The organism is Pseudomonas sp. P7548, assembly GCF_013386585.1.
Lineage (GTDB): Bacteria > Pseudomonadota > Gammaproteobacteria > Pseudomonadales > Pseudomonadaceae > Aquipseudomonas.
Genome location: NZ_JACARO010000020.1, coordinates 61,087 through 87,470 on the forward strand (window position 1 = coordinate 61,087; position 26,384 = coordinate 87,470).

Below are 26,384 nucleotides of genomic sequence, written 5' to 3' on the forward strand. Positions count from 1 at the left end.
AAGAGGCACTTTTTCGAGCGTATAACATTTTGTTATGTGCGTCCAACAGCGTGCCGGTTTGCTATCGGGATGTAACGGGGCGATCATTTAGTTGCGTCGTTTTAATCGATCGCAACCCAGCTTAAATCGTGGGCGACGTGATCGTAAAATAAAAAAAGAGGATGCCACGTGCTGAACTACACCTTGCGTCGGTTATTACTCCTTTTCCCCATGCTATTAGGTGTGTCCGTTGTGATATTCCTGGTCATGCATTTCATTCCGGGCGATCCCGCACAACTAGCGGCAGGCCCGGATGCAACGGAAGAGGATATAGCGCAGATACGCATCAACTACGGGTTGGATAAACCACTCGTCAATCAATACTTCATCTATATAAAGAATGTCGTCAGTGGCGATTTCGGCGAATCTTTCCAGACGTTTACTCCGGTACTGGAAGGCATTGCAAGAACGCTCCCGGCCACCCTTGAACTGACGGCAGCAGGCATGTTGCTGGCCGTGGTCATCGGCGTGCCCCTGGGCATCATTGCCGCGCTGAGGCCTCGAGGGTTGCTGGACAGCTCATTGACCACCTTCGCCGTGTTGGGCATTTCGGTACCCGGTTTCTTCCTCGGGCTGATCCTGATGTCGATCTTCTCCGCCAGCCTGGGCTGGTTGCCGCCCACGGGACGCGGCGGATGGCAGCACTTGATATTGCCCGCGCTGACATTGGGCCTGCCGTATGTGGCGACATTCTCCAGGTTATCCCGCTCCACGATGATGGATGTATTGCAGGAAGACTATATACGCACGGCCTACGCCAAAGGTGTGCCCAGTTATAAGGTAGTTATAAAACATGCACTTTCCAATGCGGCTATTCCGTTGGTAACGGTATTTGGCATGGACTTTGGTCGGCTGTTGGGCGGGGCGGTTATTGTCGAAACCGTATTTGCCTGGCCGGGCATGGGGCGGTTTTTAATTGATGCAATCATGGCGCGGGATATTTATGTGGTTCAAGGCACGGTACTGGTATTTGCCGCCTTGGTCGTCATCATCAACTTAATGGTGGACTTGGTCTATGGCATCCTCGACCCTCGCATCACCTACAACTGAGGCCAGCATGCTTACTTCAAAAAAGCGTCGGCCAGGGTTTGTTCGTTTCCTTGTCTCCCATCAGCGCTGGTTCGCCTTCAGTGCATTGGTCGTGATTGTGATCATGGCCGCCGCTGCGGTGTGCGCACCGTTGTTCTTTGATTGGGATGCGGTGACCAAGATCAATTTGTCCCGCTCCCTGGTCAGCCCCGGCAGCGACTTCCTGTTCGGCACCGACCAGATGGGCCGTGACTTGCTCGGCCGTGTGCTGTGGGGCGCGCGCATTACCTTGACTGTGGCGCTGTCCAGCGTGGCCATTGCCATGTTGATTGGGGTCGCGGTGGGCGCGGCATGCGGTTACTACAACGGTGCGCTGGCCAGCCTGGTCATGCGTGTCATGGACGCCATGATCGCCTTCCCCCGCACGCTGGTGGCCATTCTGGTGATTACAGTGGCGGGCAACAGCATCCTCAGCCTGACGCTGGCCATTGCCATCTCCAGCATTCCCATCTACGTCCGCTTCTTTGCCGGGCCGGTGGCAGCCTTGAGAAACCGCGAGTTCGTGCTGGCCTCCAAGTCGATTGGCGTCAGCGACCTGCGCCTGCTGTGGGTGCACATCCTGCCCAACATCGGCTCGCTGGTGATCATCCAGGCCACCGTGTCGTTGGCCGAAGCCATCCTGATCGGCTCCGGGCTCAGCTTCCTCGGCCTGGGCCCACCACCACCGACACCGGAGTGGGGCTCGATGATTGCCGAGTCGCGGCCCTTGCTGACCACCCACCCCTACATCCTGTTGGCGCCGGGGTGCGCCCTGGTCCTGACCATCTTGAGCTTCAACATTGTGGGCGACGCACTGCGCGATTACATCGATCCCAAGTCACGCAATGCGTGACCGCGATCGGCGCGGTGCTTGCACCCGAACACTCACCCATTTTTCAGCGAGAACTCTGATGGGGCGTTTAAAACTCCTGGCAGCGCTGATCGGCAGCCTGCTTGCATTCAATGTACTGGCGCTGTCGACAGGCAACGCCGCTTTTGCCCAGGCAAAAGAGCAAGGCCAGATCACCTTCGTGCAGGGCTCGGACATCGACACCCTGGACCCGGCCATCTCGCGCAGCGTGCCGTCCTACAACGTGATCGATCATGTCTTCAACCGCCTGGTCGCGTGGGAAGGGCACGACCATGAACGTTTCATGCCTGACCTGGCGCAGTCCTGGTCGAGGACCGACGACGGCAAGCAATGGACGTTCGTGCTGCGCCAGGGCGTCAAGTTTCATGACGGCACCGACTTCAACGCCCAGGCCGTGAAGTTCAACCTCGACCGGATTCGCGACCCCAAGCTCGGTTCGCCCCACCGTTCCTACTATGCCGACATCGTGGCGGTCGACGCGGTAGCGCCCTACGAATTGCGGATCACCACGCAGCATCCGTCACCGACCATGCTGGAGTTGCTCGCCAAGCAATCTTCGTCCATCAGCAGCCCGGCGGCGGTGGCCAAATACGGCAGGGCCTACGGGCATCACCCGGTCGGCACCGGGCCTTACGTCTTCGACAGCTGGATTCCCAATGACCAGGCGGTGATCGAGCGTAACAACGGCTTTTTCGGCGAGCCGGGCAAGCCGTCGAGGATCGTGTTCCGCCCGGTCAAGGAAGACGCTTCGCGGGTGATCGAACTGCGCACCCAAAACGCCGACATCGCCGCCAACCTGTCACCTGAAGCCGCAATGGAACTGAAGGCGCTGAACACGTCCACATTGCTGCGCGTGCCCAGCACCTTCCAGGTGTTCTTTGAAATGAACCTGACCAAGCCGCCCTTTGACGACCCGCGCATTCGCCGTGCGGTCAGCCTGGCCATTGACCGCCAGGCCCTGGTCAACAAGGTGCTGCTCGGCTACGGCAAGGTGCCCACCGGGCCCTTTCCCGAAGGCACCCAGGCGCGCCGTGCGTTTGCCCCGGTGCAGTACGACCCGCAGAAAGCCAGGCAGATCATCAATGAGGTGTACCCGGGCGGTTACCCCGGCACGGTGGTGCTGTGGACCCCGGCCGGACGCTACACCAAGGATCGCCAGGTCGCCGAGGTGGTGCAGGGCTACCTGAATGCCGTGGGGCTGAAAACCGAGTTCAAGGTGTGGGAGTGGGCCACCTACCAGAAGAACCTGTACCGCCCGGAGCCCGGCAAAGGCACCGGCAAAGGCTCCAACGACGCAAACATGTGGTTGCTCGGCACCGGGCTGTCGGACGCCGATATCCGCCTGCGCCGCAAGCTGTCCAGCGGTGACCCGCAAAACCTCACCGGCTACAGCAACCCCGAGGTGGACACGCTGCTCCAGCTGGCCGCACGCGAGCTGGATCAGCAGAAACGCATGGCTTATTACGGCCAGATCCAGCAGATCTTGTGGGAGCAGGACCCTGACAACCTGCCGCTGTTCGATCAGGAACAAGTGATGGGTTTGCGCAAAGGTTTGAACGGTCTCGACGTGGATTACGAAGGGACCCTCGATTTCAAGAATGTAGAATTCAGTGAGCGGTGATTGAAAATGTCTAATGCACATGCCAGCGAAACCTTGTTGACCGACGCCCGTTTGAGCGCGCCCCCGGCCGAACGTATGGTCAAGTACCACGACATCCCTGCGCTGGAGACCGAGAAGCGCCAGTTCCATGAGTTCATCGAGGTCGACCTGGCCCACACGGTGATGCTGGTCGAACAGAAGATCCTGTCGCGGCCGGTCGGGCAGGCCATCCTCGCCGAGTTGCGGCGCATACGGGGCATGTCCCCGACGGATTTCCCCTTCGATGTGAAGAAAGGCAGCTTCCTGCTGCAAGTCGAGTCTTACCTGTTCGCCAGGATCGGCGAAGACTCCGCCGGCCAGATGCACACCGGCCGCAGCCGTATCGACCAGGGCGCGACGGTGCGCCGGCTGTATGACCGCACGCGCATCCTGGCAGTGCTGGAGCGTATCAATGAGTTCCAGGTGGCCTTGATCGAGAAAGCCGCGCAGCACGCCGGCACCATCATGCCCGGCTACACCCACATGCAGCACGCCCAGCCCTGGGTGTTCGGCCACTATCTGCTGAGCTTTACCTCGCGCCTGCACGACAGCTTCAGCCGGTTGATGCACGCTTATACCCGAGTCAACCGCAACCCGTTGGGCGCGGTAGGCCTGGCGGGCACATCCTGGCCGCTGGACCGTGAGCGCACCACGCACTTGCTGGGTTTCGACAGCCTGGTGGAAAACTCCAAGCTGGGCCGCGAAGCCTGGTATGCGGCAGAAACCATCGGCGCGCTGTCCTTTGTCATGGCCGACCTGAATGACCTGGCGACCGACCTGCACATCTGGTCCAGCGTCGAGTTTGCGACGGTGGAAAGCCACGACGGTTACTGCGGCACCAGCAGTATTTTCCCGCAGAAGAAAAACCCCAGCGGCCTGGAGACCATCAAAAAAGCCGCTGGCGGTTCGGTGACCTGGCTCAGCACCGCGCTGGCCACCTTTCGCTCCGAAGGCACCGGCGACCAGGCCATGCGCGACCTGCCGCTGATCCACGACGCCCTCGCCACCACCGAAGGCATGCTGGACCTGTTCACCGGCATCATTGAAACCCTGGTGGTGCATGAAGACCGCATGGCCGAGCTGTTGTCCGGCAGTTGGTGCACGGCCAGCAACCTGGCCGACGTGATTGTGCGTGAGCGGGGCGTCTCGTTCCGCCAAGTGCATCACGTGGTGGCGCGGCTGGTGCGCAACTGCCTGATGGCAGGCGTGGCGCCGGGCGCTGTCACGGGGGCGGCGCTGGATGAGGCGGCGCTGGAAACCATCGGCTCCACCCTGGGTTATTCCGACGAGCAGGTCCGTGATGCCCTGAACCCTCGACGCTTTGTCGAAACGCGTACCTCCACCGGTGGCGTTGGCCCTGGTGAGGTCAGCCGTCTGCTGGCAGTCGCCAGCAGCGAGCTGCAGCAGGACCGTGAATGGGTCGCCCAGCACCGGCAACACGTCGCCCGTTCGCGTGCCGACCTGGATGCCGCCGTATCGCGCATCGTCGATTAAAGGAGCAGGCATGGAACAGAATCTGGTAGCCCGTGTGCGCAACCTGAGTGTCGGGTTCGGGCCGCGGGGCAGTGAGTCCGCCGTGGTGCGCGATGTGTCCTTCGAGGTCATGCGTGGCCAGACCCTGGCCATTGTCGGCGAGTCCGGCTCGGGCAAGTCCGTCACATCGATGGCCATGATGGGGCTGGTCAAACGCGCCGGTGGCCGCGTGTTGTCCGGCTCGATGGAGTTGCACACCCGCAACAACGAGACCATCGACCTGGTCAACGCCCCCGAGTCGGTGTTGCGCCGCCTGCGGGGGGCGGCCATGTCGATGATCTTCCAGGAGCCGATGACTTCGCTCAACCCGGTGTTCAAGATCAGCGCCCAACTCACCGAGGCCATCGTGCTGCACAAACGCTGCAACCGCGCGGCAGCCGAGGCGCAGGCCTTGCGCATGCTCGACCTGGTGCGCATCCCCGATGCCCGGCAGGTCATGGGCCGATATCCCCACGAGCTGTCGGGCGGCATGCGCCAGCGCATCATGATCGCCATGTCGCTGGTGTGTGAACCGACGCTGCTGATCGCCGACGAACCGACCACGGCGCTGGATGTCACGGTGCAGGCGCAGATCCTGCGGATCATCAAGGAGCTGCAAGAGGACCTGGCCATGGGCGTGATCTTTATCACCCATGACATGGGCGTGGTGGCCGAAGTGGCCGACCAGGTGATGGTAATGAAGAAGGGCGAGACCGTCGAGCACGGCGCGGCCCGCGAGGTGTTGCTGGCGCCCACGCAGCGTTATACCCAGGCGTTGCTGGCGGCGGTGCCGAAGATCGGCTCGATGCGCGGCACGTCGCTGCCGGCCAAGTTTGCACTGATCGAGGACAACACCGAGCCAACCCAAGCATTGCCGCCGCTGGCGCCTGACTACGCCGGTGCGCCGATCCTGAGCGTGAAGGCGCTGTCCATCCGCTACGACCTCAAGGGCGGGCTGCTGGGCAAGGTCCAGCGCCGGGTGCATGCGGTCGAAGGGATCGACTTCGATATCTACCCGGGAGAAACCCTGGCCCTGGTGGGTGAGTCCGGGTGTGGCAAGTCCACCAGCGCCCGCGCGGTGGCCGGGCTGATGCCGATCCAGGGCGGGGACATCCGGTTCGGCGGCCAGAACCTCGCCAGCCTGAGCAAGGGCGGCATGCAACGCCTGCGCCGGGATATCCAGATGGTGTTCCAGGACCCCTATGCGTCGTTGAACCCGCGCCTGACCATCGAGGACAGCCTGCTGGAACCGCTGCAGGTGCACCGGATTGCCCAAGGCGAGGCGGCGCGCAAGATCGTGCTCGATTTGCTGGAGCGGGTCGGGCTGTCGGCCGAGCATGCCCAGCGCTATCCCCACGAGTTCTCGGGTGGGCAGCGCCAGCGGATTTGCATTGCGCGGGCGCTGACCCTGTCGCCCAAGCTGATCATCGCCGATGAGGCCGTGTCGGCGCTGGACGTGTCGATCCAGGCCCAGGTGATCAACCTGCTGCAGGACCTGCAACGGGACATGGGTATTGCGTTTCTGTTTATCTCCCACGACCTGGCGGTGGTGGAGCGCGTCAGCCACCGGGTGGGAGTGATGTACCACGGACGCATTGTCGAAATCGGCCCGCGCCGTGCGGTGTTCGAAAACCCGCAGCACGCCTACACGCAAAAATTGCTGAGCGCCGTGCCGTCGGCAGACCTCAACGCGGCCAGGACGCCCTTCAGCTTGATGGAGGAGGCGGTGCCGAGCCGCATCTACGATGTGAATCACCGTGCGCAAGCCATGAGTTATCGGGAAGTCAGCCCCGGTCACTTTGTGGCGACCTCGGCGGTTGCCTGAGAAAGGCGGGCAGGGCAGCGGCCAACAGTTGGTCGCTGCCCGCGAAATATTCCGGTTCTTGTGAATTGTTGTGAAGCGGGTGATTAATGGCCCATTGCCCATGCTACCGTCCGCGACGGGGTATCGTCAGCACGACGATTTCATTCGTTTCATTGAGGGAGCAGCGCCGATGTCTACTACCGTAACGCCCGCGACCGGCGGGCCGAGCACGCCAAAGTCTTCACCGTCCTCGTTCGATGACAAGTTGAACATCGCCAAGTCCAGCAAGGTGATCGCCGACTACATGCGCCAGAGCGGCAAGTCGGCCATTACCAAGCAAGAGCTGACACAGCTAGCTAACAATGCTTCTGGCAAGGTGCCCGCCAATGTGTCCGACGCGGCCAAGTACATGGAGCGTCATCCGGACGTATTCACCGCCATCGAAACCCACGACGTGGCCGGTGCCGATAACCTGTCCGGCGTGTGGAACTTCGATTGGGCGGCCAACGGTGGCTTGAACGGCACCTCGACCGATGCCATCGCCAAGATGCAGGACACCTTTGACCTGGCGATCGCCAAGTCGGCGCAGATCACCGAAATCAGCACCGCCAAGAAAGCCGAGCTGGATTCGACCAAGCAACGGCCGCAGAACTGAGTGACGGGCGCTGTCAGGCCTGATAAACGGTTCCCGGGAGGTTGGTCGGGAACCGTTTACCCATCTTTCTTCCTTTCGTGATGTGTTCAGCGCCGATTCAAGCGAAGTGCGCAAGTATACCGATCAGTGAAGGCAATCCAATTGCAGTGCGCCCGCGATTGCCTGCCATCCGTTTATTCACCTCGCTGTCGGAGATGCCTTGATGCTTGTCGTGGTTGCTGTGCTTGCCATCGTTGCCGCGTGCGTGTGGTGGACGTACCCACGGGTTGGGGACGTGCTGTTCGAGGTCATCGCCCGTGTCGAATCGCGGCGCTCGCGGCTCAAGGCGATCACCGTGCCGATCAAGGGCATGACCCTGGCCACTTACCAGGGTGGGGAGCGCCACGCGCCAGCCCTGTTGCTGCTGCACGGGTTCAGTGCCGACAAAGGCGTGTGGCTGGGGTTTGCCCGGCACTTTGTCGACGACTATCGGCTGCTGATCCCGGACCTTGCCGGCCACGGTAAAAATGCCTTTGTGGCAGGCGGCGACTACAGCATCGCGGCTCAGGCGCGGCGCATGGTGGCGATGCTGGACGCGTGTCACATCGACAAGGTGCATGTGATCGGCAGTTCCATGGGCGCCTATGTGGCCACCTGGTTGGCGACCCATTACCCGCAGCGCGTGATTTCCCTGGGACTGATCGGTGCGGCGGGTGTGCACTTGCCGCAACCGAACGAAGTGGAAGAACTGGTCAACCGCGGCGACAACCCGTTCCTGATTCATTCACGGGCACAGTTCGACCGCTTTTTCGCCATGACCATGGCCGCGCCACCCTACATTCCTGAAGTGCTGCTGGCCGCCGAAGCACACACCTACATCCGCCGGCGCGAGGCCTTGACTGAGATCTTCGCCAACTTCTCCGACAGCCCGCGCCTGGAACCCTGGCTGCCCCAGGTGCGGGTGCCCAGCCTGATCCTGTGGGGCCGCGAAGACCGCATGGTGCCAGTGGCCAGCGCGCACACCTGGCTGGCGGGCATTCCCCATGCGCACCTGGAGATCCTCGACGGCATCGGCCACCTGCCGATGATCGAGTGCACCGAGCAAACCGCAGCGCACTGTCGCCGGTTTCTCGAGCGCGCCAAAGTGTATTCCTCGATCCGCCCCTAGCTGTACGGGGCGGTTGGATCCAGAAACCACTACTGTCGCAGGCATACCTCATCGCCTGGATGCCGCACCATGTTCATGTCTACCAGCCTGTTGTCGGCCTTTGTGCTGTTCGCCTTTGTGTCGTCGATCACGCCGGGGCCCAACAACACCATGCTGCTGGCGTCGGGGGTGAACTTCGGTTTTCGCCGTTCCATGCCCCATGCGCTGGGGATCAGCGTGGGGTTCATGCTGCTGGTGATTTCGGTCGGGCTGGGGCTGGGCGAGGTGTTCAAGGTGTTCCCGTGGGCCTATACCGTATTGCGCTATGCCGGCGCCGCCTACTTGCTGTACCTGGCGTGGAAAATCGCCAACGCCGGGGGCATGTCCGAGGGCAGTGATGCACAGGGCAAGCCGATGACGTTCCTGGGCGCCGCAGCCTTTCAGTGGGTCAACCCCAAGGCCTGGATCATGGCGCTGGGGGCGATCACCACCTACACGCCGGCTGAGGGCTACGTGACCAATGTGCTGGTGATTGCCCTGGTGTTTGCCGTGGTCAACTTGCCCAGTGTCTGTGTGTGGGTGGTGTGTGGCAGCGGGCTGCGCAACGTGTTGCGCGAACCGCGCTGGCTGCGACTGTTCAACTGGTCGATGGCCGCGCTGTTGGTGGTGTCGTTGTACCCGATGCTGGTTGCCAGCTGATATAGCCGCGTGCCGCCATTGACGGGGTTTGACGGGCTACTGCATGCTCGGCGCTGCATGTCAGGCCTGCTACGGGATGTTGCGGCACGAAGCGATTGAACGGGCGTCGGGTTCGAAGTATCGCTTCAGAATCCTTCTATGAGAAACCCGAGCGTGAAGCGTCCCCTCGTCCTTGCTGTGCTCATGGCGGCGTCCGTCGCCGCCCATGCCGATAACCTCGTCGGCATCCGCGCCATTGAAACCACGTACCACCAATTGATCACCGAGCTTGACCGCAGCCGCGGCGGCCGGCCTGATGCCGACACCCGCCAGCGCATCACGACAGCAGCCCAGGCGTTCCAGGCGACGATGCAGCGTGATGGCGGAGCGCGTGACAACCTCAACACCGACGTGAAAAACATCGTCGCCTCCCTGAGCGACGGCAGCTACAGCGCCGACGGCAGCATTCGCGCCTTGCAGCGCGACGCCAAGGGCAGCGTGATCGACGCCGGCCCCTGGAATCCCGCCCTGGCCGGCAACCCCATCACCCAGCCGATCGGCACCCACCTGAACCAGACCAGCGAAGGCGACTGTGTGGGCATTTCGGTGGTCAAGGCGTTCTCCAACACCCAGATGGGCGCGCAGATCCTGCAACGCGGTGTCACGCTCAATGCGGACGGCAGCTTCAATGTGAGCCTGCCGGGCGCGCCTTCAACGGTGTTCCACCTGCAAGCCGCCGACCTCGACCAATATGGCAAGGGCGACGCGCCCGCGGCGGCGGTGGTAGGGGCGATGTTCCAGTACTTCCACCTCGACCCGGCCAAGGGCTCGCTGCCGACCAACAAGGTCATGGAGCTGCTGGCGGGTCAGTACGGTGATCACCAGCGCCTGGCCGACGCCCACAGTTCGCCCCAGGACATCCCCCAGTTTCTGTTGAGCCATGCGAGTGGTGTCGGCAGCCGGGCGGCTATCGTGTTCGGCGGCAAACCGGCGCGGAATGGCGATTGGTCCAAAGGTGACGGGCATGCCTTCGCGATCATCCATATCGACCCGGCGAGTGGCCAGCTCAGTTACACCAACCCGTGGAATGAGGGCGTGCAGGTGCGCACAATTGCGATCAGCGACCTGGCGGCGCAGGCCGCGGGCACCTCGGCGGATTTCGAAATGGTGACGTTCCGCTGAGTACTGCTTAAACCGGCGAGATGGTCGCCAGCAGGCCGATGCCGATGGTCAGCACCAGAAAGCCGAACAGGAAAAGTGCCATCTTGGTCATAAGGCCTCCGAAGGGAAGGGGACGGCGGGGAGATTCCTGCCGCGCTCGACACGGGTGTCGGGAGTGACGCCATTGTCCGCCCGGGGCAGATTTCGATACAGACGCAGATGCAAAAGAAAAAACCGTATCAGATGGGGCTGTGAGTGCTCAGCACAGGGCTTTGCAGAGCACCGGCTTTATGAAGATCAGCCGTTTATACCGTGCATTGCACGCCAAGCCTTGTGCCTTAATGTAATCTTCATGTCGGGCAATGATTGTTGCCAAAAGTGACCGTGGCTGGCGTAGACACTGCTCTACGCCGATTGATGCAGAGCGAGGATGTATGCGACGTTGGCTGAGCAAGTACCGTTACGCGATCATTTTTTGGCTGTGCTTCGGCATCTTCCGTACCTCGTTGGCCGACTGGAACCCGATCCCCTCCGGCTCCATGCGCCCGACCCTGGTGGAAGGCGATGTGGTGTTGGTTAACCGCGTGGCCTATGACCTCAAGCTGCCACTCACGGATATCTCCCTGGCCGAGTTGGGCAACCCGCAACGCGGCGATGTGGTGACGTTTTCCTCGCCCAAGGACGGCGAGCGCCTGATCAAGCGCATCGTCGGCATCCCCGGCGACACCCTGCAAATGAAGGACGAGGTGCTGTGGGTCAACGGTGTGCCAGCCACCTATCAGGATGAACAGGCGATCAGCGAGCCCATGGGGCCGGGGCAAACCATCCCGGGCATCAAGCTCACTGAACTGGCCAGCAGTAGCCGGCGTACGGTGCAGTTCATGCCGGCGGTGCGTGCTGCACGGGACTTCGGCCCGGTGGTGGTGCCGGCCGACAGCTACTTCATGCTCGGGGACAATCGCGACAACAGCGCCGATTCACGCTACATCGGCTTTGTGCCGCGCCGCCTGCTGATCGGGCATGCGCACCATATCCTGGCCTCCGCGAAGATCCTCGATAACTGGATGCCACGATTTAGCCGCTTTGGCTCGCCAATCCTCTAAGATAGCGCCCACTGCATCAACAATAAGAGTGGGCCAACCCTCGATGGAAAGACGCCAATTCAGCGGTGGCATGAAAGGCAAGAACCTGCGCTACCTGAACGAAAACCCGCAACAGCCGACGCCGGCCACCCGCGTCGGCTTCTTGTTGCTCGAACATTTCTCCCTGCCGGCCTTCACCCAGACCCTCGACACCCTGGTGACCGCCAACCTGTTGCGCCCGCAACTGTTCGCCACGCGCACCTTCGGCTGGGACGATGGCGAAGTCATCAGCGACCTGGGCCTGGTGATCCGCCCGGATGCGCGCCTTGTGCCGGCGGTGCTGCAAGACCTTGACCTGCTGGTGATCTGCGGCGGTTTCCGCACCGAGCTCAAGGCCAGTGATGAGTTCAACCAGTTGCTGGGCAGCGCCGCCGAACACGGCGTGAACCTCGCCGGGTTGTGGAATGGCTCGTGGTTCCTTGGCCGCGCCGGGTTACTGCAAGGCTACCGCTGCGCCATCCACCCCGAACACCGGCCGGCCTTGGCGGAAGTAGCCAAGGCGGCCCAGGTCACCAGCGAACCCTATGTGATCGACCGCGACCGCCTCACGGCCTCCAGCCCCTCGGGTGCCTTCCATATGGCGCTCGACTGGATCAAAAGCCTGCACGGCAAGGCATTGGTCGAAGGCATTGAAGACATTCTGTCCTTCGAAGAGTCGCGCTACCGGCGCATCAAACCCACCGAAAACGTCTGCGTCAGCGCGCCCCTGCGTGAAGTGGTCAAGCTGATGGATTCCAACCTTGAAGAACCGTTGGAGCTGGACCAGTTGGCGGTCTACGCCGGTCGCTCGCGCCGTCAGTTGGAGCGGCTGTTCAAGGAGCAACTGGGCACCACCCCGCAACGCTATTACATGGAATTGCGGGTGACCGAGGCGCGGCGGCTGTTGCAGCACACCGAGCTGTCACAGGTGGACGTGCTGGTGGCGTGCGGGTTTGTGTCGCCGAGTCATTTCAGCAAGTGTTACAGCGCGTATTTCGGATATCGCCCCTCCAAGGAGAAACGGTTGGTCAAGTAGCATAGCCCCTGTTTGTCGGGATGGGCTTTTTATCAAGGAATGCTGATGTCTGTTACGTGTGTAGACCGCTATCGCGGGAGTTTGCTGGGGTTGGCGTGCGGTGATGCGGTGGGCACCACCGTTGAGTTCATGCCTCGGGGCTCGTTTGAACCCCTGGTGGATATGGTGGGCGGTGGCCCGTTCAACCTGAAGTGTGGCCAATGGACCGACGATACGTCGATGGCGCTGTGCCTCGCCGAGAGCCTGATACGCAAGGGCGGCTTCGATGCTGCGGACCAGATGGGGCGTTACCTGAACTGGTGGACATGGGGCTATTTGAGCGCGACGGGCGAGTGTTTTGATATCGGCCTGACGGTGCGTACCGCGTTGGCAAAATATCAGGAGGACGGTGACCCGTTTGCGGGCTCTACCGACCCGTTTTCTGCGGGCAACGGTTCGCTGATGCGCTTGGCACCGGTGGTGCTGCTCTATTTCCCGGACCGAGAGAAGGTGCGCTTCTACAGTGGGGAAAGTTCTCGAACGACCCACGCCGCCCAAGAGGCCATAGAATGTTGTTGGCTGCTGGCCGAGGCGCTATCAAATGCCTTGGACGGTCTACCCAAGGAACAGGTTTTAAACCTCTCTCAAACCCTACTGAGCGCGCCAAAAGTCGAGGCCATCGCGCGCGGTGAGTACCGCGACAAACCCCGTGAGGACATCATCGGCTCGGGGTATTCGGTGGCGGCACTCGAAGCAGCGTTCTGGTGTTTTCATTACACCCACAGCTTTGCTGACGCAGTGTTGGCGGCGGCCAACCTGGGCAACGATGCCGACACCACGGCCGCCATTGTGGGGCAACTGGCTGGCGCTTTTTACGGCGTAGCCGGTATCCCGACGCATTGGCTGGATACCTTGCACATGCGCGATGAGATCCAGGAGATGGCCGACGCGCTATTGAGGGCTTCTCAAAACCTGTCCAGTTGATAGGGCGCAAGCGCAGGCAAGCCTGAGAATGTCGGGGCCGTTGAAGCGAGTTGCCCAATCATTTCCGCCGTTACCGCCGCCTGGGTCAACCCCAGGTGCTGATGACCGAACGCAAGCAGCACCTTGCCGTCGCACACCCGATCGATGATTGGCAGCGAGTCCGGCAGGGAGGGCCGAAAGCCCATCCAGGGGGTGGCGTCGCGGGTGTTCAGGTCGTCGCGGAACAAGCCCTGGCTCAAGCGGTGCAGTTGCCAGGCGCGTTGCAGGTTGGCCGGGCGTTCCAGCCCGGCGAATTCCACCGTGCCAGCCAGGCGCAAGCCGCCGGCCATGGGCGTCATGATGAACTTGCGCTCAAGCGACGTAACGGCGAAGGGCAGGCGTTGATGCTCATGGGGCAGCATCAGGTGGTAACCGCGTTCGGTGTCCAGCGGTACGTGCTTGCCCGTCAGCGCCGCGGTGAGCTTGGCCGAATGCGCTCCGCAGGCGATCAGCACCTGGCGGGCCGCGAAGGAGCCTTGATCACAGACCAACGAAACGCCATCGGCGTGTACTCGGCCATCCATCACGCGTTGCTTGAGAAACTGCACGCCCTCGGCCTTGGCAGCGCTGACCAGCTCGCACACCACCTGGTACGGGTCGAGAAAATGCCCGGTGGCGGGGAAGAACAGCCCGCCTTGAATACCCTCGCTCAATGGCGGCGCGGCTTCACGGATAGCATCGCCAGACCAGTAGGCCACCGGCACGTTTTGCTGCTGCATGCGCACCTGCACCGCATCAAGGGCGGCACGGGAGTCGGCGCGTTCATACACCAGCAGCGAGCCGTCTTCGCGCAACAACTGCGGGCGCCCGATAGACCCCAGCACACGTTGCCAGGCACCCAGGCTGCCTTCGTTCAGCGCGCGGATACCCGCCACGGTACGCCGGTAGCTGGCCGGGCGCAGGTTGAGCAGCAGGCGCACAAACCAGGGCAGGGCGCGGGGCAGGTACTTCCAGTCCAGGCGCAGTGGGCCCATGGGGTCCAGCAGCATGGCGGGCAGGCGCTTGAGGATCGACGCGTCGGCGATGGGAAACACCTGCTCGGTCGCCAGGTGCCCGGCGTTGCCGTAGGACGCGCCCATGCCCGGTTCCTGCGGGTCTATCACCACGACCCGCAGGCCCTGACGCGCCAATTGCAGGGCAGAGGCGACGCCGATGATACCGGCGCCGACGACGGCGATGTCTGGGCGGTTGGAATCGGGCATGGCCTAGGCCTCTCTCTGGCCGTTGAGCAACCGCCGCAACAGCAACGGGTTGCCGTGTTGCAGGGCGTCGGGCAGCAGGGTGTCGGGGAAGTCCTGGTAGCACACCGGGCGCAGGAACCGCAGGATCGCCGCCGTACCGACCGAGGTACTGCGCGAGTCGGAGGTGGCCGGGAACGGTCCGCCGTGGACCATGGCGTCACACACTTCCACCCCCGTCGGCCAACCGTTGACCAGCAAGCGCCCGGCTTTGCGTTCCAACACCGGGAGCAATGCCTTGGCGTAAGGCAGGTCACCCTCATCCAGGTGCAAGGTGGCCGTGAGTTGCCCCTCTAAATGCTCGGAAACCTCGCGCACTTCACGTTCATCGGCACAGATCACCACCAGCGAAGCCGCGCCGAATACTTCAGCTTGCAGGTGTGTGTTGGTCAAAAACGCCTTGGCCTGGGTCACGAACAAATGCGCCTGGCCCTGGTTCGGCCCCTGGGCTTGAAGGCCCTTGGCGACAACGTTGGCATGGGTTGCCAAGCTGCCGACGCCCGCTTGGTAAGCGCTGAAGATACCGGGCGTGAGCATGGTCTGGGCGGTGCACTGTGCGAGTTGTTCGCCGGCCGCGCCGATGAAGCGATCCAGTCCGCTTCCAGCGATGGCAATCACCAGACCGGGGTTGGTGCAAAACTGCCCGGCGCCTTGGGTCAACGATGCGACAAACCCCTGGGCCAAACTTTCAGCTCGCGCTTCAAGTGCCGCAGCAAACAGGTACACCGGGTTGATCGAACTCATTTCGGCATACACCGGAATCGGCTCCGGCCGTGCCTGCGCCGCCTGGGTCAAGGCAACGCCGCCGCTGCGCGAACCGGTAAACCCGACCGCCTTGATACGCGGGTCAGTCACCAGCGCTATCCCGACCTCACGGCCTGAGCCGTACAGCAGCGAAAACACACCCTCTGGCAGCCCGCACTGATTGACCGCCTGGGCAACCGCGCGCCCCACCAGTTCACTGGTACCCGGGTGTGCACCATGGGCCTTGACGATCACCGGGCAACCCGCGGCGAGTGCCGACGCTGTATCGCCGCCGGCCACGGAAAAGGCCAGCGGGAAGTTGCTGGCGCCAAACACCGCCACCGGGCCCAGCGGTACATGGCGTTGGCGCAGGTCTGCACGGGGCAGGGGCTGGCGCTCGGGTTGTGCGGTGTCGACGCGCACGTCCAGCCATTCACCGGCGCGCACGGTACGGGCAAAGGTGCGCAGTTGCCCGCAGGTACGGCCGCGCTCACCGAGGAGGCGCGGGCGCGGCAGGCCGGTTTCGGCCACGGCGCGTTCGATCAACTCGTCGCCCAGGGCCTCGATGCGGTCGGCGATGATTTCAAGAAACGTGGCGCGTGCCGCCAGGGAGGTTTCGCGGTAAGTGTCAAAAGCGGCCCAGGCCAAGGCGCAGGCTTGAGCGACATGCTCGCCGTTGCCACCGGCGTAGGCCGGTTCCAGCGGTGTGTCGGTGGCGGGGTTGATGGCCCGGATCGCTTCGCGATGGCCAGAGAGTGAGTGCTGACCGATCAGCATCTTGCCCGTCAGAGTCATGGGGTCGTCCTGAAAAAAAGGGGGGGGCCGCTGTGAGAACCACAGCGGCGCGCAGGGTCAGGCTAGGTTCTGTTCGGCCGACCAGTTGGCGTACCACTGGCGGAACAGCGCGTATTGCTGCTCGGCATAGCGGCGCTGGGCATCGCTGAGTACGTCGGTCTCGTTGAAATGCAGGGCGTAGCCCTGGTCGCCGTTGAGCACCATCAAGTGCTTGTAATACAGCACCAGGTCGCAGCCTTCGTCGAACGACGACAGCACCGCCAGCGCCGCTTCCAGTTCACGGGCCAGGCGACGGGCCTTGGCGTCGCCCTTGGCGGCTTTTTTGCTCAGCGCCACCAGGTGCAGCACTTCCCGTGGCAGGGCGTTGCCGATGCCGGTGATGGCACCGGTGGCGTTGCAGTTGACGAAACCGTGGACCACTTGGGTATCGACACCGACCATCAGGGTCACGTCATCGTCCTGGGAGGTGATGTTCTCTGCGGCGTAACGCAGGTCGGCACCGCCGCCGAATTCCTTGAAGCCAATCAGGTTGGGGTGTTCGCGGCGCAGTTCGAAGAACAGGTCGGCGCGGGTGGCGAAGCCGTAGTACGGGCTGTTGTAGATCACCGCCGGCAGGTTTGGCGCCGCATTGAGGATCGCGGCAAAGTGGGCTTTTTGCGCGGTCGCCGAAGCACCCCGGGACAGCACGCGAGGAATCACCATCAAGCCGTGGGCACCGACCTTGGCGGCATGGGCGGCGTGGGCCACCGCTTCACGGCTGTTGACCGCACCGGTGCCGACAATGGTCGGTACGCCGGCCGCGACCAGGCGCGCCACGCCTTCCTGGCGCTGGGCTTCGGTGAGCAGCGGCCAGTCACCCATGGAGCCGCAATACACCACGGCGCTCATGCCGATGTCGATCAGTTCACGGCCCTTGGCGACCAACGCGTCGAAGTCTGGCTGGCGGTCGGCGGTGCACGGGGTCATCAGCGCGGGGATGCAGCCGGTGAAGATGTTGTCGCTCATTGTTCTTGCTCCTTACAACGTTCAGATAAACACGGCTGGGGCTCAGATGCCCCAGGCGAAAGGGTCTTGCTCGTCGATCAGCAGGGTGCTGTCGGCGGTCATGTAGGCGCGGCCGGTGATGAAGGGGCGCACGTGTTCGCCGTCCCATTCATAACGGCCTTCGAATTGGCTGCCGGTGATGCTGGCTTGTACCCACACCTCACCCTGCTGCAGTTTTCCGTCGGCGGCCAGGCACGCGAGTTTGGCGCTGGTACCGGTGCCGCAGGGAGAGCGGTCATAGGCTTTGCCGGGGCACATCACGAAGTTGCGGCTGTTGGCGTGGGCGTCGTCGGCGAACAGTTCGATGTGGTCGATCAGTGCGCCGTCCGCCCCGTGGATGCCCTGGTCTTCCAGGGCCTTGAGCATCGCCCAGGTGTAGTCGGTGAGGACATCGACGTTGCCCATTTCCAAATCCTGGCCGTGCTCCGACACCAGGAAAAACCAGTTGCCGCCCCAGGCAATATCCCCGAGTACTTCGCCGTAGCCCGGAACCTGGACCGCCACCTGCTGGCGAAAGCGGTAGGCTGGCACGTTGCGCAGGGTCACGGCGCCGTCGGCGTGCAGGGTGGCAGTCACCGGGCCCACTGGCGTGTCAATCGTGTGATCCCCCGGCGTGATGCGCCCCAAGTGGTGCAACGAGGCAACCAGGCCAAGGGTGCCGTGGCCGCACATGCCCAGGTAACCGGCGTTGTTGAAAAAGATTACCCCGCAGGTCGCCCCGGGCGTGACGGGTTCGCAGTACAGCGCCCCCACCAGTACATCATTGCCGCGCGGTTCCAGCAGGCAGGCACGGCGCCATTGATCGTGCTGGGTGCGCAGGTTGTGCAGTTGGTCGGCGATGGTCGCGCCGGTGAGTTCGGGGAACCCGTTCATCACCAGGCGCGTGGGTTCGCCGCCGGTGTGGGAGTCGATAACGTGCAACCGTTTCATAAAACGCTCCATCAATGGGTGGCCGGGGACAGCGGTGCGCGGTAGGGGGCTTCGCTGACGACTTCGCTTTCGTCGTCTTCGGTTTCCAGACGGACCAGGTGCGCTGGCACGCCGGTGGCGGCGCCCCAGTAATAGATGCCCAAGGCGCAGACCGCGACGACCACCGTGTCAAACGGGTGGCTGATCACGCCGATGCCGCCAAAGCTGCCGAGCTTGGACAGCAGGATGGTCACCGCGTAGAAGCCGATCAGCCAGGCTGACGAGCGCACTTGTTGCTTGAGGTTCAGGTGGGCAGTGGGCACCCAGCGAGCGCACAGCAGGTACACCACGAACATCAGGATCTGCAGGCCGAGCAGCCAGGACACGGTGCTCCAGCCCGACCAGTACACGATCAGCGCCGCGATGATGAACGACAGCGGGCCGAGCACACCCAGGCCCTTGACCCGGAACGGCCGCGCCATGCCCGGGGCGTTGCGGCGCAGGGCGGCGACGGTGACCGGGGCCACGGCGTAGCTCAGGATCAGCGCGGCTGACACCACGTTGATCAGCGCTTCCCAGGACGGGAACGGCAGGGTCCAGAACACCGACAGGCCAAAGGTCAGCCACAGCGCCGGGCGCGGGATGCCGGACTTCTCATCGATACGCGTGAAGATCTTGAAGAACGTGCCGGTCTGCGCCCAGCCATACACCACACGCGGCGTGGCGTTCATGTAGATGTTGCCGCAGCCGCTGGGAGAGATCACCGCATCCGCCACCACCAGGTAGGCCAACCAACCCACGCCCAGGGCCAGGGCAATGTCGCGGTAAGGCAGGGCCAGTTCCTTGCTGATCCCGGCCCAGCCGTTGGCGAGCATTTCGGTGGACACGCCGCCGAGGAACGCGGTTTGCAGCAGCACGTAGATGGCGGTGGACAGCAGTACCGACAGGATCAGGGCGATGGGAATGGTGCGCTGCGGGTTCTTCACTTCGCTGGCCACCGAGATGATCGGCGTCAGCCCCAGGTAGGCGAAGATCACGCCACCGGCCGAGACCGCCATTTCAATCCCCGACAGACCGAACGGCGCAAAACCGTGGACCTGGAAGTTCGCCGGCTTGAAGAAGGTGAACAGCACGCCAATCACCAGCAGCGGCACGATGAACTTGAACACGCTCACCAGGTTGTTGGCGATGGCGAAGGTCTTCACGCTGCGGTAGTTGAGGACGAAGAACAGGCAGAGCAGAGCGAACTGCACCAGCCAGCCGAGGGTGGTCGGGTCACTGGAACCGGCCTTGGTCAGCTCGGGGAACCACGCCGCTGCGTATTGGCGCGAGGCGACCACTTCAATCGCCACCAGGCTTGAAAACGCGATCAGTGTGATAAAGCCCATCAGGTAGCCCAGCAACGGGCCGTGGGAGTAGACCGGGTAGCGCACCACACCACCGGCTCGGGGCAATGCGGCACCCAGTTCGCAGTAGACAATACCGAGCAACAGCACGGCAAAACCGCCGAGTAACCAGGAAAAAATCCCTGCCGGGCCTGCGATGGCCGACACGTGGCTGGCCGCGAATAACCAGCCCGAACCGAAGATGGCACCCAGCCCGATAAAGGTGAGGTCCATCAGTGAAAGTTGTTTCTTGAACTTGCCTTGACCTGACATGTTGGCGCCTTCTTGTGAGTTATTGGATAGGCATGCAGTGGCGACATCGTGAACCGATCAGCTCGGCGGCGATTGATGTTTTACGCAAGCGGGAATGACGAATTCGGCACAATTGCCGGCGCTCGACAGCGCCCTGGGCATGGGGCAATCTGCTCGGCGTCGGTGCCAGAATCGGGAAGTGAAAGTCATGCTGCAGAGCGCGTTTGCAAGCCTTTGCCAGGGGGATGGAGCCAATCGTCCCCAGAGCATCGAGCAACTGTTGGCCGGGGTGGCGCAGCTGTTGCCGATGCTGGATGTGATCCCCAACGCGGCGATCTTTATCAAGGATGTCGACGCGCGCTACGTGCTCGCCAACCGCACCCTGGTGCAACGCTGCGGCCTGCGGCAGTTGCAACCGTTGCTGGGCAAGACCAGCGCCGACGTGTTCCCCGCACAACTGGGCCCGGGCTACACCGAGCAGGACCGACGTGTACTTGAAGAGGGCCTGGTGCTCGAAGATCAGTTGGAACTGCACCTGTACGGCAGCCGCGAACCTGGCTGGTGTTTGACCCACAAGTGGCCGCTGTACAACCACGCCGGTCAGATCATCGGCTTAGCCGGTATTTCGGTGGACCTGCAATCGGCCAGCGAAACCCACCCGGCGTACCAGCGTCTGGCGGCGGTGGATGAACACATCCGCCAGCACTTCAACCGCCGCGTCACCCTGGGTGAACTGACCCGCATCGCCGGGATTTCCGTGGCGCAGCTGGAGCGCTACTGCAAGCGCGTGTTCCACCTGACACCGCGCCAGATGATCCAGAAAGTCCGCCTGGAACACGCGCACCGGCTATTGCATACCGAGCTGCCGATCACTGAGGTGGCGCTGCAATGCGGCTACACCGATCACAGCGCATTCACCCGCCAGTTCAAGGCGTTGACCGGGTTTACGCCAAGGCAGTATCGGCAACTGGCCTGACTGCCCGGGATATCCAATGCAACGAATGCCGCCCGTTGCCGCTCCTATGCTTACGAGTAACCTTTCACGATGGCAGGTATCAAGCTTATGACGGCGGCGGACAAGGACCATGTGAACTGGCTGGTGGAGCAATCGATGCTGCACGCGGCGCGACAGCGGGCCCGGCTGTATTCGGGGCAGGGCCGATTGTGGCAGCAACCCTATGCGCAGACGCGGCCACGGGATGCGTCAGCGTTGTCGTCGGTGTGGTTCACCGCGTACCCGGCGTCCATCGTCACTCGCGAGAACGGCACGGTGCTTGAAGCGCTGGGCGATGAGGCGCTGTGGCAGGCGTTGTCGAAGATTGGTATCCAGGGCATTCATAACGGGCCGTTGAAAAAGTCCGGTGGCCTGTCGGGCACCGAACACACGCCGACCATCGACGGCAATTTCGACCGCATCAGCTTCGAGATCGACCCGCAATTGGGCACCGAGTCGCAGTTGCAGGCCCTGACGCGCATGGCCGCTGCGCACAACGCGGTGATCATCGACGACGTGATCCCGTCCCACACCGGCAAGGGCGCCGACTTCCGTCTCGCCGAAATGGCCTATGAAGACTATCCCGGCCTGTACCACATGGTGGAGATCCGCGAAGAAGACTGGCCGCTCCTGCCTGACGTCAGCCCGGGGCGCGATGCGCAGAACCTCAGCCCGCAGCAGGTCGATGCGCTGCGCGACAAGCATTACATCGTCGGCCAGCTCCAGCGCGTGATCTTCTTCGAACCCGGGGTGAAGGAAACCGATTGGAGCGCCACGCCCGTGGTGGTGGGCGTGGACGGCAAGCCACGTCGCTGGGTGTACCTGCACTATTTCAAGGAGGGCCAGCCGTCGCTGAACTGGCTGGACCCGTCGTTTGCAGCGCAACAGATGATCATTGGCGATGCCCTGCACGCCATTGATGTGATGGGCGCGAAGATCCTGCGCCTGGATGCCAATGGCTTTCTCGGCGTGGAGCGCAAGCTGGACGGCACCGCGTGGTCGGAAAGCCACCCGTTGTCGATCACCGGCAACCAGTTGCTCGGCGGTGCGATCCGCAAAGCCGGGGGCTTCAGCTTTCAGGAACTGAACCTCACGGTCGACGATATCGCCGCCATGTCTCACGGCGGCGCCGATTTGTCCTATGACTTCATCACTCGCCCGGCCTACCAACATGCGCTGTTGATGGGCGACACCGAGTTCCTGCGCCTGATGCTGCGCGAGATGCACAGCCAGGGCATCGACCCCGGCTCGCTGATCCATGCGTTGCAAAACCACGACGAACTGACTTTGGAACTGGTGCACTTCTGGACCTTGCACGCCCACGACAGTTACCCCTACCAAGGCCAGACGTTCCCCGGCAACAGCCTGCGCGAGCATATCCGCGAGCAGATGTACGAGCGTCTGGCCGGTGAACACGCCCCTTACAACCTCAAGTTCGTGACCAACGGCGTGTCCTGCACCACCGCCAGTATCATCACCGCCGCGCTGGGCATTCGCGACCTGGAAGCCATCACGCCCGCCGATATCGTGCAAATCCGCCAGATCCATTTGCTGCTGGTGATGTACAACGCGATGCAGCCCGGGGTGTTTGCCTTGTCCGGTTGGGACCTGGTGGGCGCATTGCCGTTGGCGGCGGATGAGGTGGCGCACCTGATGACCGATGGCGATACGCGCTGGATTCATCGCGGTGCCTATGACCTGGTGGACCTGAACCCCGAGGCGGTGCTCTCCGCAGGGCAAATGCCGCGTTCGAAAACCTTGTATGGCAGCTTGAACAGCCAGTTGCAGGACCCTGAATCCTTCGCGTCGCAGCTGCAGAAAATTCTGGCGGTACGCCGGGCTTACGACATCGCTGCCAGCCGCCAGATTTTGGTACCGGATGTGGAGCACCCGGGTTTGCTGGTGATGGTCCACGAACTGCCGGCCGGGAAGGGCACGCAAATCACCGCGCTCAACTTTGGCGCGACACCCATCACCGAAACCTTGCACCTGCCCGACATTGCGCCTGGGCCGGTGGTGGACATCATCAATGAACGGGTCGAGGGCGACCTGACTGCCGAAGGGGATTTCACCATCACCCTGGATGCCTATGAGGGCCTGGCGCTGCGGGTGGTCAGCAGTACGCCGATGCTGTAGCAGGTTTCATGGAATAAAGGCGCGCACCGAGGCGTTCCATCAGTAACCGTCATCGCCTCGGAGCGCGCACAGCATGTCATCGATCACCCAACAAGCCCTCAAGAGCTTCGAAAACGCGCCCGACCCGCGTTTCAAACAGGTCATGCAAAGCCTGGTGCGCCACCTGCACGCGTTTGCCGACGAGGTGGAACTGACCGAGGAGGAATGGTGGGAGGGCATTCGCTTCCTGACCGATACCGGCCATATGTGCGATGGGTTTATCCGCCAGGAATTCATCCTGCTGTCGGACACCCTGGGGCTGTCGATGCTGGTGGATGAGATCAACCATCGCCAAGTCGCCAATGGCACCGAAACCACGGTGTTCGGGCCGTTCTATATCGACGGCATGCCGGACCGGGCCTTTGGTGAAAACATGGCGTTCACGCCGGGTGACGCCACGTTGATCCACGGGCGTGTGCTGGATACTCACGGCCAACCCGTGGCCGATGTGGTGCTGGATGTTTGGCAGACCGCCAGCAATGGCATGTATTCCGGGCAGGATGTCGACCAACCCACTGGCAACCTGCGCGGCCGCTACCGTACCGACGCCAACGGCGATTTCGCGATTCGTACCATTTTGCCCGTGTGCTACCCGGTGCCGACCGACGGGCCGGTGGGGCGTATGCTCGACGCCGCCCAGCGCCTGGCCTGGCGGCCGGGGCATGTGCATTTCGTGCTGGAACGCCCGGGTTACACGCGCCTGGTGACGCACCTGTTCACCGAGGGTGACCCGTACCTGGGCTCGGATGCGGTGTTTGGGGTCAAGCCGTCGTTGCAAGTGGTCTATGAAGACCGTGAGGAGCAGGATGCACTGTCCGCCCAGGTCGGGATGCCGTTACCGTTCAAGCGCGCGTATTACGAGTTTGTGCTGGAGAGTGAGTGAAGCGTCTGCATCAGCACGTCTTTCAGGCACGTCGCGGCTGGGGTCAGGGCGCGCCCGGCTGAGCTGAGGAACACATGCACGGGAGGCAGCGCTGGCAGGGCTTGGCTGGCACGGATGGCCTCCAGGCCCTGGGGTGCACTCATCTGCGTGCGCAGGGTGATGCCCAGGCCGGCATTGACCGCCGCCCATAAGCCGGACACGTTGGCGGTGGTAAAGGTGATTTCCCAAGGAATACCCGCTTCATCCAGCGCATTGATCGCCGCCGTGCGGAAGAAACACGGCGCTTCCAGCACCGCCAGTTGCACCGGCTCGCCGGCCCTCAACTGGTCGCCGGGGCGGCCGATCCACGCCATCGGCACGGTGGACAACACCTGGGCTTCCACGTTGACCTTGCCACTGAGCAACACGCTCAGATCGAGCTGGCCCTTTTCCAGGCGCTCGATCAGCGCGGCGTTGCGGTCTACCGTGGCTTCGATGCGGATGTTCGGGTAGCAGCATTTGAACTGCTGCAACGCGAGGGGCAGCCAGGTGTGGACCAAGTCTCCGGAAAAGCCGAAACGCACCACGCCTTTGACTTTGATGCCGCTGATCACGGTGACGGCTTCGTCATTCAGGTCAATCATGCGTCGGGCGTAGGCCAGCAAAATTTCCCCGGCTTCAGTGAGTACACGTCCGCGACCTTGCTTGCGAAACAGCGGTTGGCCGATGCGGTGCTCCAGCTTCTGAATCTGCTGGCTGACGGCCGACTGGGAGCGCCCGACCTTATCGGCCGCACGGTTCATGGCCCCCAGTTGCTGGGCGGCGATCAAGGTGCGTAGCACGTCCAGGTCCAGATCGATGGGCATGGGGTTCCTGCCTGTGAATGAGTGGGTGGAACCGCCGAATCCCTGGCGGCGTTTGGCATTGGTTCAGTGGGTGCGCACGTAGGCGATTTCGCCGTACACGCCTGGGCCACCAATCGTGGGGTGCGGGACGGTGAACGTGGCGTGCTCGGCATCGACGGTGTAGGGCCAGGTCAGGTTGGCGCCTTCCCAGTTGGCGTAGGTGGCGTGCTCCACGTGCAGGGTAATGGTGTGGTCCTTCTCGTTGACGGTGTAGGTGCCGAAGTGGCATTGGGTGCCCACGACTGTCGCGCGGTACTCTTCGGGGGTGCCTTTGCTCTTGTCATTGGCGGCGAACCTGGGGCGCATTTTGCTCATGATCTGCAGCGAGTAATGACCGGTGGCGTCGAAATTCAGCGTGCCTTGCGGGTCATCGCCGTACAGGTGAATGCGGGTGCCGTCGGGGTTGATGTTGTCCGAAGCGGTGAGGGTCCAGGTGCCTTGCAGGGGAACGGCGGCGTAGGCGGGCAGCGTCAGTGCCAGCGGCACCAGGCACGTCAGGGCGCGAATCAGGGTTTTGCCAAGCATCATGTTTTTCTCCAGCCTTTGGGTGAATGCGAGCGCCGAGCCTAGCAACGGCGCGTTCACTGCACTAACGGATAGTATGAACGTGAGACTGTCGAAAAACTGAAGCCTCAGTGGCTTTGCGAGGCGTTGTGCAGGCGCGAAACCAGTTCGGCCGTGGTCACAATCGAATGGGCAAAGGTCGGCCCGTTGAGCTCATGGGCGGCGTGCATGAATTCGGGGCCGAAGGCCGCCGTAGCGTCGCGCACCAGGGTGACGTGGTAGCCCAGTTCCACGGCGTAGCGCGCAGTCGCTTCAATACAGGTATTGGCCAGCAAACCGACGATGATCACGTGGGTGATGCCTTGCTGCTTGAGGCGAAAGTCGAGGTCGGTGTTGGCAAAACCGCTGGACCCCCAATGCTCTCGAGCCACGATGTCGCCCGGCTGCGGGGCGAAATCCGGGTGCCAGTCACCGCCCCATTCGCCTCGGGCAAAGTGGTGCATGTGCTGGATTTTGGATTGGGTGGGGCTTGGGTGACTCCAGGTGTCGTAGTCGCCTTTCTCCCAGCGACGGTGCGGTACAATCGCCACCTGCAGGCCCAGGCTGCGTACGGTTTTGTCGAGGGTGCGCAGGTTGTCGAGCAGGTTGACCTGGTCGGCAGTGGGCTTGATCAAGGGGTAGACCTTGCCGCCTTCGGAGAGAAAGTCATTGTAGGGGTCGACCAGCAGGTAAGCGGTACGATCGAGGGGGTAGGCGGGGGTCGTCATGATCCGTTCTCCAAGGCATTCAGAGGCGCATAAGCAGTTCGGGGTGCCCGTCTGCATTATGCTATGATAATCATAGTTACTTTTCAGAGGCAACGTCC

23 protein-coding genes are annotated in these 26,384 nt (G+C 62.6%); 15 read left to right on the plus strand and 8 right to left on the minus strand.

Annotation, left to right across the window (positions count from 1 at the left end):
- The first annotated feature begins 168 nt into the window (after window positions 1-168).
- The 12 genes from HX803_RS11465 to HX803_RS11520 all read left to right on the plus strand — a co-directional run bounded on the left by HX803_RS11465 (window position 169) and on the right by HX803_RS11520 (window position 13,673).
- Window positions 169-1,089, plus strand: a complete 921-nt coding sequence (locus HX803_RS11465; protein ID WP_178920634.1) for an ABC transporter permease — start codon at window positions 169-171, stop codon at window positions 1,087-1,089.
- A gap of 7 nt (window positions 1,090-1,096) precedes the next feature.
- A complete protein-coding gene (locus tag HX803_RS11470) occupies window positions 1,097-1,960 on the plus strand; it encodes an ABC transporter permease (protein ID WP_178920636.1) in 864 nt (287 codons plus the stop codon).
- 58 nt (window positions 1,961-2,018) lie between these two features.
- Window positions 2,019-3,599: an ABC transporter substrate-binding protein gene (locus HX803_RS11475; RefSeq protein ID WP_178920638.1), complete on the plus strand. Its 1,581-nt coding sequence runs from the start codon at window positions 2,019-2,021 to the stop codon at window positions 3,597-3,599.
- Between the two features lie 6 nt (window positions 3,600-3,605).
- Window positions 3,606-5,111 (plus strand): argininosuccinate lyase, encoded by a 1,506-nt coding sequence (gene argH, locus HX803_RS11480; protein WP_178920640.1) that lies wholly within the window; start codon window positions 3,606-3,608, stop codon window positions 5,109-5,111.
- Between the two features lie 10 nt (window positions 5,112-5,121).
- Window positions 5,122-6,954: an ABC transporter ATP-binding protein gene (locus HX803_RS11485; protein ID WP_178920642.1), complete on the plus strand. Its 1,833-nt coding sequence runs from the start codon at window positions 5,122-5,124 to the stop codon at window positions 6,952-6,954.
- A gap of 169 nt (window positions 6,955-7,123) precedes the next feature.
- Window positions 7,124-7,588, plus strand: a complete 465-nt coding sequence (locus HX803_RS11490; RefSeq protein WP_176995965.1) for a hypothetical protein — start codon at window positions 7,124-7,126, stop codon at window positions 7,586-7,588.
- A gap of 202 nt (window positions 7,589-7,790) precedes the next feature.
- The gene (locus HX803_RS11495; protein WP_178920652.1) at window positions 7,791-8,735 is read left to right on the plus strand and encodes an alpha/beta fold hydrolase; all 945 of its coding nucleotides are present in this window, start codon (window positions 7,791-7,793) and stop codon (window positions 8,733-8,735) included.
- A 69-nt stretch (window positions 8,736-8,804) separates the two neighbouring features.
- Window positions 8,805-9,413 (plus strand): LysE family translocator, encoded by a 609-nt coding sequence (locus tag HX803_RS11500; RefSeq protein WP_178920654.1) that lies wholly within the window; start codon window positions 8,805-8,807, stop codon window positions 9,411-9,413.
- A gap of 153 nt (window positions 9,414-9,566) precedes the next feature.
- Complete coding sequence (locus tag HX803_RS11505) at window positions 9,567-10,574, plus strand: hypothetical protein (RefSeq protein WP_178920656.1); 1,008 nt, start codon at window positions 9,567-9,569, stop codon at window positions 10,572-10,574.
- 413 nt (window positions 10,575-10,987) lie between these two features.
- A complete protein-coding gene (lepB, locus tag HX803_RS11510; RefSeq protein ID WP_178920658.1) occupies window positions 10,988-11,656 on the plus strand; it encodes a signal peptidase I in 669 nt (222 codons plus the stop codon).
- Between the two features lie 70 nt (window positions 11,657-11,726).
- Window positions 11,727-12,710, plus strand: a complete 984-nt coding sequence (locus HX803_RS11515) for a GlxA family transcriptional regulator (protein WP_178920809.1) — start codon at window positions 11,727-11,729, stop codon at window positions 12,708-12,710.
- Between the two features lie 45 nt (window positions 12,711-12,755).
- Window positions 12,756-13,673: an ADP-ribosylglycohydrolase family protein gene (locus tag HX803_RS11520; protein ID WP_178920660.1), complete on the plus strand. Its 918-nt coding sequence runs from the start codon at window positions 12,756-12,758 to the stop codon at window positions 13,671-13,673.
- Here HX803_RS11520 and HX803_RS11525 read toward each other — a convergent pair.
- From HX803_RS11525 to HX803_RS11545, 5 genes are read right to left on the minus strand one after another with little or no spacing between them, the layout of a single operon-like run.
- Entirely contained in the window at window positions 13,655-14,914 is a 1,260-nt protein-coding gene (locus tag HX803_RS11525) for an FAD-binding oxidoreductase (RefSeq protein WP_178920662.1), read from the minus strand. The two genes, HX803_RS11520 and HX803_RS11525, sit on opposite strands and share 19 nt — an antisense overlap.
- 3 nt (window positions 14,915-14,917) lie before the next feature.
- Window positions 14,918-16,489 (minus strand): aldehyde dehydrogenase (NADP(+)), encoded by a 1,572-nt coding sequence (locus HX803_RS11530; protein ID WP_178920664.1) that lies wholly within the window; start codon window positions 16,487-16,489, stop codon window positions 14,918-14,920.
- 57 nt (window positions 16,490-16,546) lie between these two features.
- Window positions 16,547-17,494, minus strand: a complete 948-nt coding sequence (locus HX803_RS11535; RefSeq protein ID WP_178920666.1) for a dihydrodipicolinate synthase family protein — start codon at window positions 17,492-17,494, stop codon at window positions 16,547-16,549.
- A gap of 42 nt (window positions 17,495-17,536) precedes the next feature.
- On the minus strand, window positions 17,537-18,463 hold the full coding sequence (locus HX803_RS11540; protein ID WP_178920668.1) for a 4-hydroxyproline epimerase: 927 nt from the start codon (window positions 18,461-18,463) through the stop codon (window positions 17,537-17,539).
- A gap of 11 nt (window positions 18,464-18,474) precedes the next feature.
- Window positions 18,475-20,100, minus strand: a complete 1,626-nt coding sequence (locus HX803_RS11545) for an APC family permease (protein ID WP_178920670.1) — start codon at window positions 20,098-20,100, stop codon at window positions 18,475-18,477.
- A gap of 187 nt (window positions 20,101-20,287) precedes the next feature.
- Between HX803_RS11545 and HX803_RS11550 the strand changes: the two genes are divergently transcribed.
- The 3 genes from HX803_RS11550 to HX803_RS11560 all read left to right on the plus strand — a co-directional run bounded on the left by HX803_RS11550 (window position 20,288) and on the right by HX803_RS11560 (window position 24,131).
- Window positions 20,288-21,055, plus strand: coding sequence for an AraC family transcriptional regulator (locus tag HX803_RS11550; RefSeq protein ID WP_178920811.1), 768 nt, complete (start codon window positions 20,288-20,290; stop codon window positions 21,053-21,055).
- 87 nt (window positions 21,056-21,142) lie between these two features.
- On the plus strand, window positions 21,143-23,209 hold the full coding sequence (gene treS / locus HX803_RS11555) for a maltose alpha-D-glucosyltransferase (RefSeq protein WP_178920672.1): 2,067 nt from the start codon (window positions 21,143-21,145) through the stop codon (window positions 23,207-23,209).
- A gap of 73 nt (window positions 23,210-23,282) precedes the next feature.
- The gene (locus HX803_RS11560; RefSeq protein WP_178920673.1) at window positions 23,283-24,131 is read left to right on the plus strand and encodes a dioxygenase; all 849 of its coding nucleotides are present in this window, start codon (window positions 23,283-23,285) and stop codon (window positions 24,129-24,131) included.
- Here the strand turns inward: HX803_RS11560 and HX803_RS11565 are convergent.
- The 3 genes from HX803_RS11565 to HX803_RS11575 form a co-directional block, all read right to left on the minus strand.
- Window positions 24,104-24,976, minus strand: coding sequence for a LysR substrate-binding domain-containing protein (locus HX803_RS11565; RefSeq protein ID WP_178920674.1), 873 nt, complete (start codon window positions 24,974-24,976; stop codon window positions 24,104-24,106). The genes HX803_RS11560 and HX803_RS11565 overlap by 28 nt on opposite strands.
- Window positions 24,977-25,039: 63 nt before the next feature.
- Window positions 25,040-25,543, minus strand: coding sequence for a lipocalin-like domain-containing protein (locus HX803_RS11570; protein ID WP_178920676.1), 504 nt, complete (start codon window positions 25,541-25,543; stop codon window positions 25,040-25,042).
- Between the two features lie 104 nt (window positions 25,544-25,647).
- Window positions 25,648-26,286, minus strand: coding sequence for an isochorismatase family cysteine hydrolase (locus tag HX803_RS11575; protein WP_178920677.1), 639 nt, complete (start codon window positions 26,284-26,286; stop codon window positions 25,648-25,650).
- Window positions 26,287-26,384: the final 98 nt, after the last annotated feature.

What these genes read in the sequence shown, in the direction of transcription:
- HX803_RS11470 (WP_178920636.1), top strand. Translation starts at nt 1,097, where the DNA reads ATGCTTACTTCAAAAAAGCGTCGGCCAGGGTTTGTTCGTTTCCTTGTC.
- HX803_RS11475 (WP_178920638.1), top strand. Translation starts at nt 2,019, where the DNA reads ATGGGGCGTTTAAAACTCCTGGCAGCGCTGATCGGCAGCCTGCTTGCA.
- argH (WP_178920640.1), top strand. Translation starts at nt 3,606, where the DNA reads ATGTCTAATGCACATGCCAGCGAAACCTTGTTGACCGACGCCCGTTTG.
- HX803_RS11485 (WP_178920642.1), top strand. Translation starts at nt 5,122, where the DNA reads ATGGAACAGAATCTGGTAGCCCGTGTGCGCAACCTGAGTGTCGGGTTC.
- HX803_RS11490 (WP_176995965.1), top strand. Translation starts at nt 7,124, where the DNA reads ATGTCTACTACCGTAACGCCCGCGACCGGCGGGCCGAGCACGCCAAAG.
- HX803_RS11495 (WP_178920652.1), top strand. Translation starts at nt 7,791, where the DNA reads ATGCTTGTCGTGGTTGCTGTGCTTGCCATCGTTGCCGCGTGCGTGTGG.
- HX803_RS11500 (WP_178920654.1), top strand. Translation starts at nt 8,805, where the DNA reads ATGTTCATGTCTACCAGCCTGTTGTCGGCCTTTGTGCTGTTCGCCTTT.
- lepB (WP_178920658.1), top strand. Translation starts at nt 10,988, where the DNA reads ATGCGACGTTGGCTGAGCAAGTACCGTTACGCGATCATTTTTTGGCTG.
- HX803_RS11515 (WP_178920809.1), top strand. Translation starts at nt 11,727, where the DNA reads ATGAAAGGCAAGAACCTGCGCTACCTGAACGAAAACCCGCAACAGCCG.
- HX803_RS11520 (WP_178920660.1), top strand. Translation starts at nt 12,756, where the DNA reads ATGTCTGTTACGTGTGTAGACCGCTATCGCGGGAGTTTGCTGGGGTTG.
- HX803_RS11525 (WP_178920662.1), bottom strand. Translation starts at nt 14,914, where the DNA reads ATGCCCGATTCCAACCGCCCAGACATCGCCGTCGTCGGCGCCGGTATC.
- HX803_RS11530 (WP_178920664.1), bottom strand. Translation starts at nt 16,489, where the DNA reads ATGACTCTGACGGGCAAGATGCTGATCGGTCAGCACTCACTCTCTGGC.
- HX803_RS11535 (WP_178920666.1), bottom strand. Translation starts at nt 17,494, where the DNA reads ATGAGCGACAACATCTTCACCGGCTGCATCCCCGCGCTGATGACCCCG.
- HX803_RS11540 (WP_178920668.1), bottom strand. Translation starts at nt 18,463, where the DNA reads ATGAAACGGTTGCACGTTATCGACTCCCACACCGGCGGCGAACCCACG.
- HX803_RS11545 (WP_178920670.1), bottom strand. Translation starts at nt 20,100, where the DNA reads ATGTCAGGTCAAGGCAAGTTCAAGAAACAACTTTCACTGATGGACCTC.
- HX803_RS11550 (WP_178920811.1), top strand. Translation starts at nt 20,288, where the DNA reads ATGCTGCAGAGCGCGTTTGCAAGCCTTTGCCAGGGGGATGGAGCCAAT.
- treS (WP_178920672.1), top strand. Translation starts at nt 21,143, where the DNA reads ATGACGGCGGCGGACAAGGACCATGTGAACTGGCTGGTGGAGCAATCG.
- HX803_RS11560 (WP_178920673.1), top strand. Translation starts at nt 23,283, where the DNA reads ATGTCATCGATCACCCAACAAGCCCTCAAGAGCTTCGAAAACGCGCCC.
- HX803_RS11565 (WP_178920674.1), bottom strand. Translation starts at nt 24,976, where the DNA reads ATGCCCATCGATCTGGACCTGGACGTGCTACGCACCTTGATCGCCGCC.
- HX803_RS11570 (WP_178920676.1), bottom strand. Translation starts at nt 25,543, where the DNA reads ATGATGCTTGGCAAAACCCTGATTCGCGCCCTGACGTGCCTGGTGCCG.
- HX803_RS11575 (WP_178920677.1), bottom strand. Translation starts at nt 26,286, where the DNA reads ATGACGACCCCCGCCTACCCCCTCGATCGTACCGCTTACCTGCTGGTC.